The 17,412-nt window shown below is 60.9% G+C and carries 23 protein-coding genes; 17 read left to right on the forward strand and 6 right to left on the reverse strand.

From position 1 onward, the window contains the following. Nucleotides 1-133: 133 nt before the first annotated feature. The gene (locus tag IG194_RS08550; protein WP_058487435.1) at nucleotides 134-1,186 is read right to left on the reverse strand and encodes a DUF3800 domain-containing protein; all 1,053 of its coding nucleotides are present in this window, start codon (nucleotides 1,184-1,186) and stop codon (nucleotides 134-136) included. Between the two features lie 293 nt (nucleotides 1,187-1,479). Between IG194_RS08550 and IG194_RS08555 the strand changes: the two genes are divergently transcribed. From IG194_RS08555 to IG194_RS08580, 6 genes are all read left to right on the forward strand, one after another. Continuing rightward, the gene (locus tag IG194_RS08555) at nucleotides 1,480-1,752 is read left to right on the forward strand and encodes a hypothetical protein (protein WP_172628431.1); all 273 of its coding nucleotides are present in this window, start codon (nucleotides 1,480-1,482) and stop codon (nucleotides 1,750-1,752) included. A gap of 101 nt (nucleotides 1,753-1,853) precedes the next feature. Next, nucleotides 1,854-2,822 carry a DUF932 domain-containing protein gene (locus IG194_RS08560; RefSeq protein ID WP_058487437.1) on the forward strand — a complete coding sequence of 323 codons (969 nt, stop codon included), beginning with the start codon at nucleotides 1,854-1,856 and terminating at the stop codon, nucleotides 2,820-2,822. Nucleotides 2,823-2,976: 154 nt separating this feature from the next. Next, a complete protein-coding gene (locus IG194_RS08565; protein WP_058489658.1) occupies nucleotides 2,977-3,378 on the forward strand; it encodes a hypothetical protein in 402 nt (133 codons plus the stop codon). 127 nt (nucleotides 3,379-3,505) lie between these two features. Beyond that, nucleotides 3,506-4,510, forward strand: coding sequence for a YqaJ viral recombinase family protein (locus tag IG194_RS08570; RefSeq protein WP_058487438.1), 1,005 nt, complete (start codon nucleotides 3,506-3,508; stop codon nucleotides 4,508-4,510). Nucleotides 4,511-4,589: 79 nt separating this feature from the next. Beyond that, nucleotides 4,590-5,510, forward strand: a complete 921-nt coding sequence (locus IG194_RS08575) for a hypothetical protein (protein ID WP_058487439.1) — start codon at nucleotides 4,590-4,592, stop codon at nucleotides 5,508-5,510. Between the two features lie 45 nt (nucleotides 5,511-5,555). Continuing rightward, entirely contained in the window at nucleotides 5,556-5,729 is a 174-nt protein-coding gene (locus IG194_RS08580) for a hypothetical protein (protein WP_176707193.1), read from the forward strand. A gap of 5 nt (nucleotides 5,730-5,734) precedes the next feature. On the opposite strand, the gene IG194_RS08585 is transcribed toward IG194_RS08580, so the two are convergent. Further along, entirely contained in the window at nucleotides 5,735-5,965 is a 231-nt protein-coding gene (locus IG194_RS08585; protein ID WP_058487440.1) for a helix-turn-helix domain-containing protein, read from the reverse strand. Nucleotides 5,966-6,142: 177 nt separating this feature from the next. On the opposite strand from IG194_RS08585, the gene IG194_RS08590 reads away from it, so the two are divergent. From IG194_RS08590 to IG194_RS08610, 5 genes are all read left to right on the forward strand, one after another. Next, on the forward strand, nucleotides 6,143-6,817 hold the full coding sequence (locus tag IG194_RS08590) for a hypothetical protein (RefSeq protein WP_141679860.1): 675 nt from the start codon (nucleotides 6,143-6,145) through the stop codon (nucleotides 6,815-6,817). Between the two features lie 78 nt (nucleotides 6,818-6,895). Continuing rightward, nucleotides 6,896-7,273 carry a hypothetical protein gene (locus IG194_RS08595; protein ID WP_058487442.1) on the forward strand — a complete coding sequence of 126 codons (378 nt, stop codon included), beginning with the start codon at nucleotides 6,896-6,898 and terminating at the stop codon, nucleotides 7,271-7,273. A 10-nt stretch (nucleotides 7,274-7,283) separates the two neighbouring features. Further along, nucleotides 7,284-7,544, forward strand: a complete 261-nt coding sequence (locus IG194_RS08600) for a hypothetical protein (protein WP_141679859.1) — start codon at nucleotides 7,284-7,286, stop codon at nucleotides 7,542-7,544. A gap of 194 nt (nucleotides 7,545-7,738) precedes the next feature. Then, nucleotides 7,739-10,303: an autotransporter outer membrane beta-barrel domain-containing protein gene (locus IG194_RS08605; protein ID WP_058487443.1), complete on the forward strand. Its 2,565-nt coding sequence runs from the start codon at nucleotides 7,739-7,741 to the stop codon at nucleotides 10,301-10,303. Then, nucleotides 10,303-11,157, forward strand: coding sequence for an alpha/beta hydrolase (locus tag IG194_RS08610; protein ID WP_082996392.1), 855 nt, complete (start codon nucleotides 10,303-10,305; stop codon nucleotides 11,155-11,157). Before IG194_RS08605 ends, IG194_RS08610 begins: the two co-directional genes overlap by 1 nt. A gap of 300 nt (nucleotides 11,158-11,457) precedes the next feature. Here IG194_RS08610 and IG194_RS08615 read toward each other — a convergent pair whose 3' ends face one another. Then, nucleotides 11,458-11,898 (reverse strand): PRC-barrel domain-containing protein, encoded by a 441-nt coding sequence (locus tag IG194_RS08615; RefSeq protein ID WP_058487445.1) that lies wholly within the window; start codon nucleotides 11,896-11,898, stop codon nucleotides 11,458-11,460. A gap of 261 nt (nucleotides 11,899-12,159) precedes the next feature. On the opposite strand from IG194_RS08615, the gene IG194_RS08620 reads away from it, so the two are divergent. Next, nucleotides 12,160-12,306, forward strand: a complete 147-nt coding sequence (locus IG194_RS08620; protein WP_141679858.1) for a lmo0937 family membrane protein — start codon at nucleotides 12,160-12,162, stop codon at nucleotides 12,304-12,306. Nucleotides 12,307-12,328: 22 nt separating this feature from the next. Here the strand turns inward: IG194_RS08620 and IG194_RS08625 are convergent, their stop codons facing one another. Next, nucleotides 12,329-13,069, reverse strand: a complete 741-nt coding sequence (locus IG194_RS08625; RefSeq protein WP_058487446.1) for a BON domain-containing protein — start codon at nucleotides 13,067-13,069, stop codon at nucleotides 12,329-12,331. A 196-nt stretch (nucleotides 13,070-13,265) separates the two neighbouring features. Between IG194_RS08625 and IG194_RS08630 the strand changes: the two genes are divergently transcribed. The 4 genes from IG194_RS08630 to IG194_RS32720 all read left to right on the forward strand — a co-directional run bounded on the left by IG194_RS08630 (nucleotide 13,266) and on the right by IG194_RS32720 (nucleotide 15,781). Beyond that, a complete protein-coding gene (locus IG194_RS08630; protein ID WP_058487447.1) occupies nucleotides 13,266-13,769 on the forward strand; it encodes a hypothetical protein in 504 nt (167 codons plus the stop codon). A 132-nt stretch (nucleotides 13,770-13,901) separates the two neighbouring features. Continuing rightward, nucleotides 13,902-14,999 carry a transaldolase gene (gene tal / locus IG194_RS08635; protein ID WP_058487448.1) on the forward strand — a complete coding sequence of 366 codons (1,098 nt, stop codon included), beginning with the start codon at nucleotides 13,902-13,904 and terminating at the stop codon, nucleotides 14,997-14,999. Between the two features lie 146 nt (nucleotides 15,000-15,145). After that, nucleotides 15,146-15,322: a CsbD family protein gene (locus IG194_RS08640; RefSeq protein WP_082996391.1), complete on the forward strand. Its 177-nt coding sequence runs from the start codon at nucleotides 15,146-15,148 to the stop codon at nucleotides 15,320-15,322. Between the two features lie 174 nt (nucleotides 15,323-15,496). Beyond that, nucleotides 15,497-15,781 carry a hypothetical protein gene (locus IG194_RS32720; protein ID WP_058487449.1) on the forward strand — a complete coding sequence of 95 codons (285 nt, stop codon included), beginning with the start codon at nucleotides 15,497-15,499 and terminating at the stop codon, nucleotides 15,779-15,781. 180 nt (nucleotides 15,782-15,961) lie between these two features. Here IG194_RS32720 and IG194_RS08645 read toward each other — a convergent pair whose 3' ends face one another. Together IG194_RS08645 and IG194_RS08650 are read right to left on the reverse strand one after the other, a co-directional pair. Beyond that, entirely contained in the window at nucleotides 15,962-16,522 is a 561-nt protein-coding gene (locus IG194_RS08645; protein WP_058489659.1) for a YSC84-related protein, read from the reverse strand. A gap of 225 nt (nucleotides 16,523-16,747) precedes the next feature. Then, nucleotides 16,748-17,008 carry a hypothetical protein gene (locus IG194_RS08650; protein WP_058487450.1) on the reverse strand — a complete coding sequence of 87 codons (261 nt, stop codon included), beginning with the start codon at nucleotides 17,006-17,008 and terminating at the stop codon, nucleotides 16,748-16,750. Between the two features lie 147 nt (nucleotides 17,009-17,155). Here IG194_RS08650 and IG194_RS08655 point away from each other — a divergent pair, with 147 nt between their 5' ends. Next, nucleotides 17,156-17,368, forward strand: a complete 213-nt coding sequence (locus tag IG194_RS08655) for a hypothetical protein (RefSeq protein WP_058487451.1) — start codon at nucleotides 17,156-17,158, stop codon at nucleotides 17,366-17,368. Nucleotides 17,369-17,412 lie beyond the last annotated feature (44 nt).

A 17,412-nucleotide genomic window follows, 5' to 3' on the forward strand; every position in this document is an offset into this window, starting at 1 on the left:
TGCATAACTCCTCGAGCAGATGGGAGTCCGCCTCCAACGTGTAAAGCTCGGCCGAGGAGATAAGGCTATCCGTGGCAGTGTTGGTTGGATGACCGTGCCGTCGAGTTCGGTCAGGTCTCAGTTCCGTCCGTTGTCATGGCTTGTGAAAGTTCGCGGCAAAGTAGTCGATCACCTCCGCGGCCTGTGTTCCCTGACGAAAACGCTTCTGCTCTGCGAAATCGATCGAAGGCAACAAATGGATCATCTGGTGCTCCGCATACTGGGCCATGACCTGATCAGCATCCAGTGCCCCTGCACGCTGCCCCGTGAGTGTGTTTGCTGCCTCAATAGCTGCGCCGATCATCACGTCCGCCAATTGCACCGCCGGACTGGACTTGGAGTCGACCTGGGTCACTGACTGGAGCTTCAGGGGGAAAGTGATGCTCGCGATCTCTGATTGGCGGAATGTGATCGCTTCCTCGTGGCTGATGTAACGCTGAAGCACATCGTGATAGGTGAGCATGTTCTTGGACTGATCATGTTCGACCCGATAGGGACCCTCGGCCATGACCTCCATCCGGCTGACTAAGGACTGGAGCACTATGAAGGCGGCATCGGTACTGACGCCGGGAGTGGCAATAGCCTGGAGGCATTCCGGTGCTGCGAATTGCGCTAGGGGACCCAGGGCTTCCGGCAGCTCCCGCCAGCGCGATGCCCGCGCGATCGCTACCAAGTCGTGAAGGGCCACCCGGCTCTTTTCCTTCACTGCGCGCTGGAAGCTCGAGAGCAATCGATCGAGCGCACCTGGCCCAAGGGTCTTCGGTCCCGTTACGTACAGCAGTGACGCGAGAGAATAGTTTTGCCCGTCCTTGTAGAAGTCTATCCCGCGCTCGTAATAGAACGGCTCGACTGCGTAGTCCAGGAACATCAGCAGTAGAAGGAAGCGCTTGTCACAGACGTAGGTCACGCACTTGTGGTGCATCAGCAGATCGCGCTGGAGCGCCAGGAGGCGAGGATGGTTACCCGGCCGGCGCGCTAAGGCCCGATACTTGAGCTCGTCGGCCTGCAGCTTGGGAAAGTGCTCTCGGATCAGGCGCTTGGCCTCGTCATCGTCGATGGCGATAGCCGTAGCTCCTTGGAACCGTTGCTCAGGGTTGAGCAGGTCGAAACCGGTGTAACCGCTTTCGTCGATTCGAAAGCACTCCATCTGCAGGCCTCGTCTTACGGCTGGAAAGATTCCGTCAAATTAGTAGCTAGGAACAAGTACAACGCATGCAAGCATGCTTTCCGCAGCGTTTCTATTCCGTCACATGTCTGCTCCTGGCCACTTATTGCCAGCCGCGACTGGCAGCTTTGGGCTTTCTACGACACAACAGTTCGATTCGAAAAAATTTCAGTTCTATATCACTGCCATGACATTCCCACCACGGAGGCTCTCCAGCCATGTCATTGCAGTGCCCTCGCTGTAACTCTCCCAAGATCGCATCCCTGCATCCCGCCATGAAAATCGGTGCCTTCGTCGGCACGGTCGGTGGTGCCGCGCGTGGTGCTTCCGCCGCTCTTGCCGGTGGCCAGGCCGGTGCGGCAGTCGGCGCCATTGCTGGTCCGCTGGGCATCACCCTCGGCTCGTTGTCCGGCGCCATTCTTGGCGGTTTGGCCGGTGGCGTCGGCGGTTGTGCGCTCGGCGCCCAACTCGGCGACCAGTTGGATCGCCACGTGCTCGCCAACAACCTCTGCCTGATCTGCGGGCATCGCTTCAACCTGCCGACCTAATCGGTTTCGCGCTTCTTCTTCCCCCTTCCCTTTCATCCCTTCCGCCGGTGCTGCGCGTGGCGCAGCGCTTTATGCCGGCTATTGCTCACAGGAAACTCATCATGGCTCATCTCATCGAACGTATGGCCTATGTCGGCGAAGCCCCCTGGCATGGTCTGGGCAGCCGCCTCTCCCCGAAACAGCCGCTGGAAGTCTGGCAGCGTGAAGCCGGTATGGACTGGCAGATCCAGGAAAGCCCAGTCCACTTCAAATCGGACGCGGTCGGTCACCTCGGTAGCATCCACTCCTTTCCCGAACAGAAGGTGCTCTACCGCTCCGATACCAAGGCGCCGCTCTCGGTAGTTTCTCAACGCTACCAGGTGGTACAGCCGAAGGAGGTCCTGGAGTTCTACCGCGACCTCACCCAGGTCTCCGGTTACGAGCTGGAAACCGCCGGCGTGCTCAAGGGCGGTCGCAAGTTCTGGGCGCTGGCGCGCACCGGACAGAACACCTCGCTGAAGGGCAACGACCTGGTCAACGGCTACCTGCTGCTGGCCACCTCCTGCGACGGTACCCTGGCCACCACGGCAACACCAACCACGGTGCGAGTGGTGTGCAACAACACCCTGACCATCGCCGTCGACGGTGCCACCCGGGCGATCAAGGTGCCGCACAGCACGCGCTTCGATGCCCAGGCGGTGAAAAAGCAACTGGGTATCGCCGTCTCGCAATGGGACGAGTTCATGTACCGCATGCACCACCTGGCCGAACGCAAGGTGCAGTGGCACGAGGCAATGGGCTATTTCATGCAGGTGCTCTGTGATGCCCAGCCCAACAATCCGTTGCCGGATGCCTTGCCGAACGAACGTGCGCTGCGTCGGGTACAAAGCCTGTACGAAGGCCGCGGCCGTGGCTCGCAGTTGGAAGCCGCCAACGGCACTGCCTGGGGCCTGCTCAATGCCGTCACCGAGTACGTCGACCACGAACGCCGTGCGCGCAGCAACGAGTACCGCATGGACTCGGCCTGGTTCGGCCAAGGGGCGGTGATCAAGCAACGCGCCCTGAATGCGGCCCTGCAGTTGGTGGCCTGACGGCCGTTCCCTCCTCTCGTTATCCCTCTTTGCCCAGCCGGTTCTGCGACGACAGCGGTCGCTCGCCGAGACCGCGGCGTTGGGCGTTCTCTTCCACCCGCCGGGGTTCCGCTCCTGGGGAGTGGGCTCCGGTGTTTCATTGGAGGCCTCTCTCATGGGCTGGCTGTTCTCATCCCGTACCCGGGCAGAGCTGATCCGGGACCTGACTCAACCTGAAGACCATGTGCACGCCCGCATTCACGTCATCGCCCACACCCTGCGGGGCAACGTGCTGTGGTCGGTCACCGAAGTGACGGCGAAAACCGAAGGCGTTTACCCAGACCTCGTTCCCGGCGAGTCCATGCGCTACATCCGCTGTGATCTGTTGCAACGCAGTGGCGGTGAGTGGGGGTACAAAGCCATGGATGAGTCCATGGCGCCGTACGACTACAGCTGCCCGCTGCGCTATCTCGACATGGCCCAGGAACTCTCGCCCGGCTGGCGCGAGAAGGTTCGTGCCCATCACGCACGGCGCCGTCAGCCGGCGACCGCAGTAGCCGGTGGTGTAGCCCGGTAAGTGGGCGTGATCGCAGCGCCGCCTGGAGGCGGTCCTTTCGTTGATGGCCTGACAGCCACCCACTCCCTCACCCGATGCCCGACTGGCTTTGCCGGCCGGGCATTTTTATGTCCGGAGAAAAATCCTCATGACTCATGCTCACTCCACGCCCAACAGGGCACGGCAGCGCCCTGCCCTGCGCCTGGTCGGCACCAAGGACCTGTCCCGTGACGACTGGCTGGCCGTGCGCAAGCACGGTATTGGCAGTTCGGACGCTGCAGCCGCGGTCGGCCTCAACCCCTACAAGTCGCAGTTGGAACTGTGGCTGGAGAAGACCGGCCGCGATGCCGGACTGCCCAAGAGCGATCCGAACGACGAAGAAAGCCCGACCTACTGGGGCAACATCCTCGAGCCCATCGTCGCTAACCACTATGCCCGCCGCACCGGTAACCGGGTGCGACGGATCAATGCCGTGCTGCAGCACCCCGACCCGAAACTGGATTGGATGCTGGCCAATATCGACCGCGAGGTGATCGGCGCCAGCGACGTGCAGATCCTCGAATGCAAGACCGCCGGCATCAATGGCGCCCGTCTCTGGAAGGAAGGTGTGCCGGTGTACGTGCAGTTGCAGGTGATGCACCAGTTGGCGGTCACCGGTAAACAGGCGGCTGACGTGGCCGTGCTACTCGGTGGCCAGCACCTGGAGATCCATCGCATCGAGCGCGACGATGAGCTCATCGCCCGGTTGATCGAGCTGGAGCGCGACTTCTGGGACTACGTGCAACGCGATACGCCTCCACCGGCGGATGGTTCCGACTCGGCAGAGCAGGCCCTGCGCTGCCTGTACCCGGAGGACCAGGGGCACACCCTGGACTTCACCCAGGATCCGCTGCTGTCGGCAACCTTCGATGAACTGCAGACGGTACGCGTCAGTCTGGAGCTGCAGAGCAAGCGCGAAGCCGAACTGAAGCAGCAACTGCAGCAGGCCATGGGCGATGCCAGCCGAGCGCTATTCGCCAATGGCTCGGTGTCCTGGCGCAAGGCCAAGGACAGCGTGGTGCTCGATGTGCCGCGGCTGCTCAAGGAAAAGCCCTACCTGCTGGCGCGCTACCCCACCACCAAGGTCGGCAGCCGGCGCTTCCTGATCACCTGATTTCGCTTCCCCCCTTGACCACCCCGGCGTTTCCCCTGCGCCGGGGTGGTCTTTTTTATTCATCCACTGGAGAACCACCATGCTCAAAGGCTTGGCTATTACCCCGCCGGTGCTCGGGCGGATTTCCATCGGCAAGGTCGTCGAGAAGAACGGCAAGCGTCTGCCGGAGAAGGACGATCAATTCACCATCACCTCGCAGGTGCAACTACGCGATGGCTGGGTGGCCCATCCCGTCGACGAGGAATTGCGCAAAGCCCAGGAGGGCAAGATTCGGCGCATTCCGATTCGTCTGCTGTTCAACGCGCCTGAGCTGAACTTCCGCGCCGAGTACTGCCTGTTCGATCGGCAGTCCGGGCGGCCGGTGTGTGTCGGCAACGGTGAGACCTGCAAGCGCCGGGGCCAGGACGGCATCGCTTCGCTACCCTGCCCTTCGCCGGATGGCTGTCCATTGGCCAAGGGTGGTGCCTGCAAACCCTACGGTCGCCTCAACGTCGCAATCGGCGACGAGGATCCGCTGGGCAGCTTCGTGTTTCGCACCACCGGCTTCAACAGCATTCGCACCCTGGCGGCCCGGTTGCAGTACCTGCAGGCGATTTCCGGCAACCGCCTGGCGTGCTTGCCGCTGGAGCTACGTCTGCGCGGTAAGTCCACCCGGCAAAGCCATGGCTCGCCGATCTTCTACGTCGACATCACGGTACGCAGTGGCCTTTCAATGGAGGAAGCACTGCTGCAAGCGCGGGAACTCGATGAAGCACGCCAGGCCTCAGGCTTCGATCAGGTGGCGCTGGATGCCACCGCGCGACTGGGCTTTGCCAATGGCGCTTTCGAGGACAGTGACGAAGAAACGGGGGCCATCGCCGAAGAGTTCTTCCCGGAGCCTGCTCCTGAATCGCCCCCTTCAACTGCTCCTGCAGCAGAGCCACACACCGCACCGAAACCCACCCTGTCGACACTGCTGAAAGCCCGCGCCGAAGCTCGGGCCCAACACGCCGCGGAGTGACATCCGCGGCGTCACCCCCATTCAACCTACGAGGAGGATCGCGCCATGAACCTGGTGCGCTTCATTGGTTTGCTGTTCGTGTTCATTGGGATGCTGGCCAGCTGTGCGGTAGCTGTGGCGCTGCTGGTACTCATGCTGCGCTTTTGGCCAGTACTACTCGCTGTAGCTCTAGTTTGTGGCGTATTCGGGAGGGTGCTGAAAAGGATGGGGTACAGCTAAACGAATCAGAGGTCCTGGAAGAGAGCAGCCAATGTCATTCCTAACGCATCCGCCAACACCTTGATTGCATCAAGACTCGGATTGGCCCCACCGGTCTCGATGCGAGACATATAGGTCCGAGCAAAACCGCACCTCTCCGCGAACTCCTCTTGCGTGATGCCGCTCGCTACCCGCAGCTCCCGGATACGGGTGCCAAAGCGAATGCGCAAGGACGGGTGGTGGGGCTGGCTCATCATTCCCAAATCGTTTAGGAATGTGATCTAATCGTGAACACACTAATCGTGACATTCGGCGATTTTCTGCCCGCTTGAACTCGATTAGCTGGTTCGCATGCCTTGAGGAAGGACCCTCCCGCCGTGATCAGCAGAGACACAGAGGGTCGGATTTCAACAACCTGCTACGCGAGAACCAAAATGAATTTTCGAGCCCCCCTTATCACAGCATTGCTTTGGGCCGCACTGCAGGCGTGCGTCATCCCTGTCGCCCAGGCAGCCGATACAGCCATCCCCTGCTCCAAACCTTGGAGCCTCAAAGGGACGCCCTTCAACAGTGTATTCACTCGCTACAACGGCCCCGTTAGCACCTGCCTACCGCTGGATGCTCCCCGAAACGTCCGTCTGGTCATGCCAAACGGGGAGGTTCGCAATACCTATGGCTACATCCCCGTGACCTGCGGAGAAGATGGTATCTGCGCGCTCGGCAATGAGTTCTATGGCAACGCTCCGGCAGGCCATTACATCGTGGCCTCCGGCTGGTACATGGGAACGGATACGACAGGGCAGCCTGTGTCTTATGCGAGGGGCACAGGACCCGCCTTCAATGGCAAACCCTACGTTGCCAACCCGAACATCAAACGCGAGCCCGGCGAGAAATTCCATGTCGCTTGCCCCGTCAACGACAGTGCCTACTGCTTCGTCGATACCGACATGGGGCTCATCACAGTGAAGATGGAGAGCTTGCCGACAATCGGTATTCCGACCGTGAAAGCAGAAGAGGTCGAAGCCAAGGGTGGTAGCTGCCAGTCCATTCCCATGTGCTACGACAAGGATGGTAAGCAAATAGGCCTGGATCCTGAGTTTCTAAAGTAACACTTACTACATTTCTCAAACTCGCCCCATGGAAATCCAATTTCCGTGGCGTTTTCGATCACCTAAAGGAAGCCAAAAATGGAACCAAATAACGAAAACACTCAAAGCACTGAGTCGGATAATGACAATACTTCTGCTGCTATAAATCCAGCTTTTATCGGCTGGGGAGTGGCCGCTGTGGTCTGCTCGATAATCATGATCGTCTTCAATACGTCCCCCCTGGTTCTGGGAGCAAGTTTCTTCACAAAGCTATTTGCCGTAATCGTCGGTTCGGTGTTGGGCTGGATCGGCGCGTTGCTCGGTGATGCCATCCGCAAGTTCGCTCATCCCGATGCCGTCTACACCAATGGTGGCATCCTCAGTCTGGTCTGGATAAAGGTGTTCTGGCTCCTGGGCCCGCAAGTGATCGGCCTGATTGCAGGGATCGCCATCGGCTGCGGCATCGTGCTGCGATAACGGAGTAGCCATGAAAGCAGTAGCCCTTACCCTGCTGTGCGCACTGTCCCTTGCCGCCTGCTCCGATGAAAACTCGAAACTCCGAGGACAGTTCATCGCTGGCTGTATTCAAGGCGGCGCGCCCAAGTCCATTTGCGCCTGTACCTTCCAAAAACTGGAAGAGAAATACACTCCAGCCGAGCTTCGGAAACTCAACACGCCTTATAGAGCGCCACCTGAGAGCTTCGTAAAAGACACGATGCAAGCGGCTCTTGCCTGCCAAAGGGAATAGTTCCAACCCAGAAAACCTAGACGCCAATCTCACCCCTCCTGCAGCCAAGTTCACGGCTGCAGGAGGGGTGAGATGGCCTTTCTTTTTTCTTTTATCAGGAGAACACAACGAACGCTTACTCAGAACAACCTAACTAATAACCCAAAGCCAACCTGATGTTTCTTTGCTGATCAGCACTGTTTAAGGAATAAACGATGAATTCTGCGGCATGTCGTAAAACGCTTTTATCGCTTGCTGTTTCCACAGCCAGCTTTTCCCTGAGTGCTCACGCCCTCCCCCTGACTGATACGGGAATCCACACGGAAGAACAGACCTACAGTGACACGGTGGAAGTCACCGGCACCTTCAATGGCAGCGAACAGCCCATTCGCTTCTACAGCGACACCTTCCACCACGACCTGGTGCTCAACGCCCAGGTGCAAGCCACCGGCGATGACCTCAATGGTGTCGACCTGTCCTTCGCCGGGAACGATGACAATCCCTCTTCGATCGGCGCGCCGACAGAAGTCTTCGGCAACCTGCAGAACAAGGGCAGCATTTCGGTGAACGGCGCCGGCGTCACTGGTCTGCTGATCGACCCCGCTGTTATCCACGGCAACCTAGTCAATGAAGGTACCCTGCAGGTAGCCGGTGGTGTGCTCGAGGGCGATGGCATCCGCGGCCTCAAGTTCGCCGGCCAATCCGAGCTTCAGGGCGACCTGGTCAACGCCGCCAGCGGCAAGATCCTCGCCGATGGCCAGGAAGCCACGGGCATCCAGCTCAAGGGCGGCAGCATCGGTGGCAAGCTGATCAACAATGGCCTGATCCAGGTCAGCGGTACTGAATCGACGGGCGTTCTCGCCACCTATGACGATGACATGGGTGGTCCGGATCGAGTGGACCTCGGCGGAATCGAGAACCACGGCAGCATCGTGGCCAGCGGCGACGATGCAACCGCGCTGCGTCTCGACGGTGTGAGCTTTGCCAGCGCGCCGGTGCAGGTGCTCAACACCGGCACCATCCAGGCTGACGATGCGGCCATCGAGGTCGGTGCCTTCGATATCGACGGCGCGAATGCCAGCAATACCCTGGTCATCCAGAACAGTGGCAACCTGATCTCCCAGGACGAAGCCATCGATGCCTCCCAGGCCAGTGGCGGTGTGCACCTGGTGTGGAATGCCGGCAGCATCACCGGCAACTTGATCGACCTGTCCAACATCGAAGTGAACGGCGACGTGACCTTCAATGGCACCGACGCCAGCACCGATGGCGCGAACATCCGCCTGAAGGACGCCGGTTGGCTGGATGTCGGCAGCGATGCGGGCAACACGCCGGCGCACCTGGAATTCGCTCAGCCGCACACCACTATCCAGGGCAACCTGGACGTGGCCGGCAACTCGTCGCTGGGGCTCAACCTGAGTTCGGCCACGGATCCGAACAAGGCCGTGGTTGCGGTCTCCGGCACGGCGGAGTTCGCCAAGGGCTCGCAGATCCAGTTGGCGGCCCAGGGCAATGACTTCAAAGCCCAGGGCACGACCTACACCCTGGTCCAGGCCGGTACCCTGCAGGATGATGGGGTGAGCGTGACCAGCCGTTCGGCACTGCTGAACGTCGACACCGTCAGCAGCGGCGGCAACCAGATCGTGGCCAAGGTCAACACCAAGGGCCAGGACGAAGTCGGCGACGTGATCGGCCAGATTGGTGGCTCAGCCAACGCCCAGCGTGCGGGGGCAGCCTTCAGCCAGGTGGTGACCGGTCTGGCGCAGAGCAATCCCAACGATCCGGTGTTCCAAGCCTACGTGAATGCCTCGCAGGATCCAGCAGCGCTGAAGCAACTGGCTGAGCAGCTAGCCCCTGAAGTGAACGGCGGTGCAACCCAAGCCGCCACCAGTGGGCAAACGCTGGTGAGCAACGTCACCGGCAATCGCACCAGCAGCCTACGCGGTGCATCCTCGGGAGATGTCCTGCAGAACACCGGTGTCTGGGCCCAGGCGTTGTACAGCGATGCCAACCAGGACCTGCGTGACGGCGTAGCCGGCTTTAACGCCTACAGCCGCGGCATCGCCATCGGCGCCGATGGCAAGCTCACCGACCAGTTGACCCTGGGCGTGGCCTACAGCTTCCTGCACACCGGCGTGAACAGCGACAACGGCAACACCACCGATGTCGATGGCAATGCCCTCACCCTGTACGGCGGCTTCGAACAGGGCAACTACTTCGTCGACGCCAACCTGAGCTATGGCCTCAACGACAACGAGAGCAAGCGTCGCATTGCCAGCACCACGGCCAAGGGCGACTACGACAGCCAGGTCCTGGGGGCCAACGTCGTCGGTGGCTACACCTATCACCTGAACGAGCAGTTCCTGGTCGAGCCGCGCCTAGCCGCACGCTATGCGCGCGTCGATATCGACGGCTACCACGAGAAAGGTTCGTCGGCGGCGCTCAAGGTGGATAGCCAACGCTACGAAGTGGCGGAACTCGGTGCTGGCGTGCGCGTAGCCGGCAACTTCCTGGTCGGCAACGGCAGCCTGCAGCCGCAGGCCAAGCTGATGGCCTACCATGACTTCGCTGCCGACGAAGCCCAGAGCACGTCGACCTTTGTGCTGGGTGGCACGCCCTTCGTGAGCCAGGGCGCCAAGGCCGTGCGCAACAGCTACGAAGCGGGTGTGGGGGCGGACTACCATCTGGGTGCGGTCACAGTTGGTGTCAGCTACGACTACACCGGCAAGACCGACTTCAACGCCGACACCTTCACGGCCAAGGTCCGTTACGACTTCTGATGAGCCACTACCTTTCCGGCCCACGCAGGTGGGCCGGTTTTCTTCGAGTTCTCCCGGCGCTGCTGCTCAGCGCCCTCCTCGCCGGCTGCCAGTCGCCTCGCGAGGCGCTGCAGCAGTTGGCGGATGCAAATGACCGGCAACTACAAATCCTGCCGGGGCAGCCGTTTCCGCTCGCCATGCTGGCACCGCAGGGCACAGCGAAAACCACTCGCCTGCGCGTCTACCTGGAAGGCGATGGCCATGCCTGGGCCACTGCGACACAACCCAGTCAGGATCCGAGTCCGCACAACCTGCTGGTGGCGCGGCTGGCAATAGATGATCCAACGCCGAATGCCTATCTGGCGAGACCTTGTCAGTTCGTCATGGCACCAGCCTGCAATCTCACCCTCTGGACCCATCGGCGATTTTCCCAGGAGGTGGTGACCAGCCTAAGCCACGCACTCGACCAGTTGAAGCAGCGTTATGGCAATCGGGAATTCGAGCTGGTGGGGTATTCCGGAGGCGCAGCGTTGGCACTGCTGCTGGCAGCCCAACGGAAGGATGTTGCCCAGGTCCAGACTCTGGCCGGCAACCTCAGCCCACGGCTTTGGGCACAAATGAAAGGACTCTCGCCCCTCGGCGGTTCGCTGGATCCGTTGGACTATCGGGATCAACTGGCAGCAATACCGCAGCGACATCTGGTAGGCGACGCAGACAACGTTGTCCCCGCATCGCTAGCCACGACTTACCTGGCACAATTACATCCATATACCTGCAGTCAGATTGTGATCTCGCCTGCGACAGATCACGAGCAAGGGTGGGAGACCGCCTGGAGAAAATGGCGAGTTCAACCACTAAATTGCATGAGCAATTGAATCCATAATTAAAAGATATCGGTGATCATCGCCCATCCTTAGCAAACGAACCATAGTCCACTATCAACCAAAATCAGCCGCATCAATGATGCGGCGCCACACGTCCGGTTGTCGCGCTGTGAGCTTCGTGAAGACCATAGATGAACAAGTCTCTTCATGGCCAGCCGAGGCCGGCCAGCATTGCTCGTGAACACTCGCCAGCCCCATGCGAAAAGACCGAGAACGGATTCTGAAGCGTGGGTATGGAGCGCCGGACCTGTCCCCCAAGCAGCTTTCCCAAGCCCAGGCCGGCGATATGTTCTAGAACCGCGTATCCGCATCCTGCGTCGCGCCGTAGTAAGCATGAATTTCCTTGCTCCAGGTCGGGTCCTGCATGTCAGGCCAATCGTCCTTGTCGAATCCAGGCGCATTGGCAAGGCGTTCCTTGTCGACGTCCAGCACAAAGCGCTTATGCGCCGTGTCCAGAGTCAAGGCGCTCCAAGGTACAGCGAACAACTTCTCACCCATGCCGAGGAAGCCACCGAAGGACAGCACTGCATAGGCGACACGGCCGCTTCGCGTGTCCAGCATGATCTCCTTGATGTCACCTAGGTCTTCGTCTTGCGGGTTGTAGACATCATTGCCGATCAGGGTGTCGGCCCCCATCAGGCGAGGGCCTGGCCCCGGGTCCGTGCCGCTCTTGGCATCGGCGCCGTTGTAGGACTTATACATGCCGTAGGTGTCGCGATCTTCATAGTTCATGTTCAACTCCTGGCAATACGCCATGGGACCAATTGGGCGAAGCGTCGAACCAAGGCTCGACGCTTCGACTGTTCAAGCTGCTCGCAAAGTGAGCGCCAGTCTGTACGTTAGGGAACGTTAGTGCTGCCTCTCAGTCACCCTCTTCTCGCCAGGCCATTCTGGCTAGGGGATCTTGGTACGGTGCCGTACAGACCCCTCCTCCTGGCCGGCTGCAACCTACACAAAGACAGGCCATTGCCATGCAGTGGAAGGAGGCATCAAATGTTCGAAGCTCTCGTACTAACGCTACTGGCCCTGTGGGCACTAGGGTTGATCACCTCGTACTACATGGGAGGGCTGATTCACATTCTGCTGCTCGTGGCAATCGGACTGGTGGTGTATCGATTCAGAAGAAGACCGCTGCCGTAACATCTGTACATTGCACCAAGGCTCATTCCGAGCTCACACCGTTGCGGGCAGTCGGCAGGCAGACGATGGCAACCCAGGACCATTGCGTCGAAGCGTCGCCATGCATCCCTCCACAGATTTCCGAGTTGAGCGCCTCCGCACGGACTGCCCTGGCGCCGGGTACGCCGCGGGCGAGCATCACGGCACGCGCACGCTCGGCATCGTTATGCAAGGTCCCACGAAGAGTGACCAAGCCGCCGCAGGTGCTCACCGCAACGGCCGAGCCACGGATGTCCCCCATGGACACGAAGGCCAGCATCACTTTGGTGGTTATCCAGATATCGTCGGTGGCCAGGCCGAACTCCGTGGCGAAAACCCTGCAACGTCCGTCATTCACCGGCGCCTGCCCTGGGCTCTTCGATTCGACCTCCACCTTCGCTCGAACGACCGATGCCTGCGGTAACGGTCGTGCCCCGGTGATCCGGTTGTCCACCGAGATGATCCCCGCAACGCCCATGGCGATACGCGCAGCCAGCCTCCTGGCCCCCCCGTCGTCGACGCGCCCGCTCAAGATGGCGCGGCGTGCCTGCACGAAGGCTTCCAGGTTGCTGGTACGCAACTCGGGGCGTTGCGCATACCCCGTGAGAATCGATATCTCCAGGCGTATGTCGGCAGCGTCCTGCGCCCCCTGTTCGGCGGCGATGGGCGCAGCGCTCGCGGCCAGCAAGAACCCTGCGAAAAACCCACGCATGATCGTACCCGGCCTGAAAAGCCTGCATCCCATGGTGCTCGCTCCTGGACTTGATGTTTAAATCATGCCACCGGCGAGTTCCGGCATCGGTGCGCTGGCGTACCCTGGAGCTCGCCTCGGCGCCCCTGCTGCGGTAGCGCTCTGTACGCTTGCGCACAGATACCAGGGGTGCTCATGCGTAGGCTGGAGCCAGGTCGCAAAGAGGCGGCCCTTTTCCAGGAGAATCGCCATGGCCGGCTATCGCCATCAGGTATCGGGCGTGTTTGCCCACCGTGCACAGGCCGAAAGCGCACGTGTCCGGTTGAGCGAGCGCGGAATACACGACTGGCAGATGCGGATACTCGGCGCCGAGGACCTGCCTCCTGCTAACGGCTCCAGACAGATCAAGCGCACACTCCGGCAAATACTAACAAGTGGTGCGGTCGGGACTCTGCTCGGCTTGGCGGTGAGTACGCTGACCGCCATCGCCCTGACCCGCACCAACGCCGGGCTGTTCAGCGGCCCCCCGCTGGTTCTTGTGGGCTGGGGAAGCGCCCTAGGCGCCCTGCTCGGAGGAATGATCGGAACTTCGGCGAACGCCGGCCAGGTTGACAGGACCTTCCGCTATGCCATTGCCCATGGCGACGTCGTCCTGCTGGTGGAGACCCTTTCGGAACGCGAGACACTGCTCGCCCGCGACACCATCGAAGCCTCCCTAGGCGTCGGTACGCACATGGACATCAGCCTGGTCTGAACCTGCGCAAGAGCAGGCCGGGCTTAGCCAATGGGCGCCCCTTGCGACGGAGCCCTTTCATCACCGACCAGTCGGTGCTCCCCAGGTTACCCAGGGTAGCGGGGCGCGGCTGGCAGCCAACGAGGTTTTCCCATGAGACCACCCCGGCAACTGCACGACCTAGGCCAGAGCCTGTGGCTGGATAACATCACCCGCGAGCAGCTCGACAGCGGCACCCTGCGCCGCTACATCGACGAGCTCTCGATCAGCGGGCTGACCTCCAATCCGAGCACCTTCGACGCCGCCATCGGCAACGGCAGTGCCTATGACGCCGGTATCCGCGAAAAAGCCCAGGACGGGCTCTCCGGCGAGGCGCTGTTCATCGAACTGGCCCTGGAAGACCTGCGTCGCGCGGCGGACCAGTTGCGTCCGCAATTCGAGGCGAGCCACCGGCTCGACGGCTGGGTGTCGATGGAAATCTCGCCGAACCTGGCCGACGACAGCGCCGCCAGTCTCAAGGCGGCACGACACATCCAGAGCCGGGCCGCGCGGCCCAACCTGCTTGTGAAGATTCCCGGCACCCGCCACGGCATCCCAGCAATCGAGGACGCGATCTTCGCCGGCGTGCCGGTCAACGTCACCCTGCTTTTCTCTCCAGAACATTACCTGGCTGCCGCCGAAGCCTACCTGCGTGGTATCGAGCGACGCATCGCCGCCGGCCTGGATCCGCGGGTCGGTTCGGTCGCTTCATTGTTCGTCAGCTGCTGGGACGTGGCGGTGAACGACCAAGTATCGGCCGAACTGCATAATCGCCTGGGCCTGGCCATCGCCGGGAAGACCTACCACGCCTATCGCCAACTACTCGCTTCGCTACGCTGGCGCCGCCTAGCTGCGGCCGGGGCACAACCTCAGCGGCTGCTCTGGGCCAGCACCGGCAGCAAGATCCCCACGGTCGCCGATACCTTCTACGTCGAGGCCCTGGCCGCACCAGACACGATCAATACACTGCCAGAGAAAACTCTGCAGGCGTTTTCTGAACACGGTTCGCTGACGCAGACCATGGCCGAGGACGGTGCTGACGCCGAAGTGCTGCTCGCGCGCTTCGGCCAGGCCGGAGTGGATATCGGCGCTCTGGCGGAACGCCTGCAGAAGGAAGGCCTGGAGGCATTCATCAAATCCTGGCGGCAGTTACTGCATCGTATCGACGAGAAGAGCGCGGGCTTCGCCCCACGCCGACGCTGGGTAAAATGACCGCCATCGGGCCGCCAGAGTGCGCTAACGCACTGACGGCCGCCCCCATCACTGACAAAGTACTGACTCCGGCCGCCACGAGCACGGTATGTACCGGCTCCGCCATCCAGCGGCCCTTCCCTTGCGCTACCGTTGGAGCGTGCCCCGTGAACGAAGATCAAGTGAAAGGCAAAGTCAAACAGGTTTCCGGCCAAGTCAAGGAAACCACTGGAAAGGTGGTCGGCAACAAGTCGCTGGAGAACAAGGGCAAGGTGCAAAAGACGATCGGAAAGGTCCAGGAAAGCGTTGGCGACATCAAGGAGGATATCAAGAAGGGAATCTAGCCTTGGCCATATGGTAGGGACAGGCCACGGCCTGCGACGCCTGACTGGAGGCAGTGAAAAAGGCTCCGCCTCTTACCCGATGATCGTTGTGAGGCGGAGATCGTCAAAACACTCTGTCGCGGTCGCTTGGTGATACACAGCAGTGCCACCTCCAAGCGACCAGGAAGGTCCCCCATGATCACTCACTTCAAAGTCGACGGACACCTGGCCTGCGGCCGCCATGGCAGCAACCTCCTTTCCACTGGCGAACCTAGCCGCGTGAAGTGTCGCAACTGCAGAGGCACCGAGGCTTTCCAGAGAGCCCGCAAGGACATGAGAAATGCCGCGCGCAGAGCCGCCCGCAAGTCTCTGAAAGTCCATACGAAGCAAAGCTGGCGTGCATTCTGGCTGGAGAAGCTCACTGAGATGCCCGGGTTGCAGCGCCTCCCAAGAGGCTTCAGCGGCCAACCGTACATCTAGTAGTAGCCACCGCCCAGGCAGCCAAGCCTGGCTGCACCGTACCGGCACCCTCCACATCGGTCCCGTTCTCGATTCCCCGCCTCCGAAGCCAGGGGCGTCGTTGGCGGGGCTATTATTATCGGCCGTCGCCGGCATCAGTGTCTCTGTCGGGGTAAGGGCCATGACCGGTCGTCAGGCCGCTCAGCGCTTGATCCTGGAAATTTTGGTCCCCTCGATACTGATGCCGGCCATCAGCCCCTGCTGGTCGAAGACGAAGGCATAGGCGTCATCCTTCAGCGTCGAGGTCGAGAGGTTCTTCGCCACCCCCTCGTCCACCACCACCACGGTGGGCCCAACGCCGATCTCCCAACCTTGGGTGTTGCTGACGTACTGGACGGCCTTCTCGGTCATCAGGAACACAACATAGCCATACGACTGGGCGCCCGCCTGCAGGCCCCAGGAACCGGTCACGGAGTTGTAGTAGCCTTCGACCTTCGAGCCCTTCAGCAACTCGCCTTCACCATAGCTGCCGCCGAACACCAGGCCTGCCTTGATGACCTTGGGGAACACCAGCACAGCCTTGGCATTGTGGGAAATGGTCTCGGCGAACGGGGTGGCCTTGTAGAGGATCTGCAGGGCCTGGAGGGAGTCCTTGTCCAGGTCCTCGGCAGTGGCCCCCCTCGCATCGGTCATGAACCCCGCCGAGACGAGCGAGAAGAAGGCAAGCATGAGCAATGGAACGAAAGTTCGTGAACTGATCATCGTCGTACTCCACAGGTAGATGAGGACTCGGTCATGAATGGCCTGCGCTTGCAGGTCCACGCCCGAGTACCCGGGTGATAGCACCGATGCACATCGCGGCGTGTCGATCATGATGTGGGGAGAATGGCAATTCTTCCGTACGCTAGCGCACCCACGGCACCAGGACTCCCCGGCATTACACGCCTTCCGTGCCTATGGAAACGCCATGACGGCCGGTGTTCGGAATCACTGCTCAGCAGACGGGTCATCGTCGTCGGGAAGGAGAATGTTCTTCAGTTGCGGCCACTTCGAACCGTAGCTCGTCGGCTCCTCCAACGGCACAAACGCCGGCTCTTCCGGGGGCTGTACCTCGTCTGGTTTGCCGCCGGCTGCCTTGCAGCTGCCACGGGAGGAATAGCGTTCAGCAGCCGATTCATATCGCTGAGCCAAGGGAATGCCCTCGCCTGTCGACGGCTTCTCGATGGTGGATTCAATACGCTTGCACATGGTGCTCTCCAGGTACGGCTTCGGGTTTCAACAACAAAACGATGAACGAAAATCGCCGCCGCGTCGGTGCGTAGGCGTACAGACCAGGCCCACCATCGGCTGCAGGACGAAACAAGTTCATCGCGCAGTTGCGTAGAAGCTCGAAAAATGGACAGCCTCACCCTGAGCACCCAGCAGTACCCGCCCGACGCGGCGCCAAGTGCACCGCAACGCCTGTATCCGCAGAAACTCAGCGGTGTCCGCTACCTGGACATCCTCGAGATCGACGGCACCTACACCCTCATACCGGCCTACGGATGCACCAAGCACGTAACGGGCGAAGACCTGACCAACACCGATGCCTGGAAAAAGCAGCATTGAACGGCAGACCCCGGCCCAGTTGCAGCCTCTTGCCATAACCGGTG

The organism is Pseudomonas sp. ADPe, assembly GCF_014843515.1.
Classification (GTDB): Bacteria; Pseudomonadota; Gammaproteobacteria; order Pseudomonadales; family Pseudomonadaceae; genus Pseudomonas; species Pseudomonas citronellolis.